This window comes from Catenibacterium sp. (genome assembly GCF_052354645.1).
In the GTDB taxonomy this organism is placed as follows: domain Bacteria; phylum Bacillota_I; class Bacilli_A; order Erysipelotrichales; family Coprobacillaceae; genus Catenibacterium; species Catenibacterium mitsuoka_A.
Genome location: NZ_DAWDDM010000329.1, coordinates 1 through 2047 on the forward strand (window position 1 = coordinate 1; position 2047 = coordinate 2047).

The following is a 2047-nucleotide window of genomic DNA, read 5'->3' on the forward strand; positions in this document are numbered from 1 at the left end:
TAATAGTATTTATAAAGATTATAAATGGAGGGGATTTTTATGAAAAGTCTCAAGATTATAGTGGCAGCAGCCTTGGTTGCTTCTATGTTAGTGGGATGTGGTTCTACTTCCGATGATAAAGCGATTTATAACTTTTCAAGTGAAGCAGATGTAACATCTCTAGATTCAAGTGTATCTGATGATGGTGTTTCATTTAATGCGATTCATGCATTTAGTGAAGGACTCATGGATATTACTGCAAAGGGTGGTACAAAGCTTGTACCAGCTGCTGCATCATCTTATAAGCTATCAGATGATGGATTAACTTATACATTTACTATTAGAAAGAATGCGAAATGGTCTAATGGTGATGATTTAACTGCTGATGATTTTGTTTATTCATGGAGAAAACTAATTGCGAATGCAGGCAGCTATGCTTATATCTTTGGTAAAGAAGGGGCATGTATTAAGAATGCAGATGAACTCGCTGAACTTGGTACTACTGCTGGTGATAAGATTAAGGAACTAGGTGTTGAAGCAAAGGATAAGAAGACATTACAGGTTACTTTATCTCAGCCATGTCCTTATTTCCTAGAAATCATGACATTCCCATGCTTCTATCCACAGAATCAGAAATTTGTTGAAAAGTGTGGTTCTAAATATGCCACTGATGCAAAGTATTTACTTGCGAATGGTCCATTCAAGGTAACTAAGTGGACTAAATCTAATAAGATTACTTTTGAAAAGAATGATAAATACTATGATGCAGATAAGGTTGAACTAGATGGTTTAAATATGTATCTTGTTCAAGATCCTAAGACTGCAGCTGCAGCATTTGATAATGGTAAAGTTGATTTTGCGACTATTAACTCAGCTTTAGTTGATAAGTATGAAGGTAAAGATAGTCTTGTAAAGTTCAAACAGGGTTATATGTATTATTTATATTTGAACTTCAACAACAAGGCTCTTGCGAATACAAATATTCGTAAAGCATTATCTCTAGCTATTGATCGTAAAGACTTATGTAATAAAGTCTTAAAGGATGGTTCTAGAGAAGCAGATGGTTTTGTAAGTGCTGATTTCACTTATGGACCAGATGGTAAAGAATATCGTTCAGAAGGTAAAGATTATACTCAGTATAATCTAAAAGAAGCACAGGCTGCTTTTGATCAAGGCTTAAAAGAACTTGGTGTTTCTTCATTAAAATTAAGATTACTTTATGGTACAGATGAAACACCTGCAGATACTGAAGCAGAATATTTACAGGCATGTTTCAAAAAACTTAAAGGTTTAGATATCGAAATGGTTGCAACTGTTAAGAAAGACCGTGTAGAACGTCAGAAATCAGGCGATTTTGATATCTCATGTGCAAGATGGGGACCAGACTTCCCAGATCCAATCACTTATTTGAACCTTGTCTCTACAGGCAACTCAAATAACTATGGTAAATATAACAATGCGAAATATGACCAATTAATTGCAGCATCTACTACTGAAAGAGATGCTAAGAAGAGATGGCAGATGCTTTATCAGGCAGAAGATATCTGTATGAGTGAATATGCTGTATTACCAGTATTCCAGAAGGGTGCTGCATCATTACAGAACAAGAAATATTCAGGTATTGTATATGAAGCTGCATTAGGTTCAGCATTCACATTTAAGTTTATTCATAAGACTAAATAAGATACAAATCCCGGGGCAATCTCGGGATTTTAAATTTCTTTAAAAAAAGTCAAATTTTCTCTTTACAAACCATTAACACTTGTATATAATCTTACTTGTCTCTTACGAGAGATATGGCGGTTGTGGTGAAGCGGTTAACACACCGGATTGTGGCTCCGGCATTTCGTGGGTTCGATCCCCATCAGCCGCCCCATTTGAAAATAACTCTGGTTTACCAGAGTTTTTATTTTATATAAATAAAGGAACTGTATTTTCATATAGTTCCTTTTATAGTGTGCCGGGCATGGCACTAATTCAGTTGGAGATAAACCGACCACAGGTATTTACCGCCAAGTGTAGTGAACCACAAGCCGATACCATAAAGGTAGGAGTGAAGGAAGTGGTG

1 protein-coding gene and 1 tRNA gene are annotated in these 2047 nt (G+C 35.8%); both read left to right on the top strand.

The genetic code is table 11. The annotated features are described in order from the left end of the window. Positions 1-39 precede the first annotated feature (39 nt). The gene (locus ACT8VG_RS10635; protein WP_331873687.1) at positions 40-1662 is read left to right on the top strand and encodes a peptide ABC transporter substrate-binding protein; all 1623 of its coding nucleotides are present in this window, start codon (positions 40-42) and stop codon (positions 1660-1662) included. A 116-nt stretch (positions 1663-1778) separates the two neighbouring features. Next, positions 1779-1855: transfer RNA gene (locus ACT8VG_RS10640), tRNA-His, on the top strand. Positions 1856-2047 lie beyond the last annotated feature (192 nt).

Coding starts and splice junctions, on each gene's coding strand:
- ACT8VG_RS10635 (WP_331873687.1), top strand. CDS start 40: ATGAAAAGTCTCAAGATTATAGTGGCAGCAGCCTTGGTTGCTTCTATG.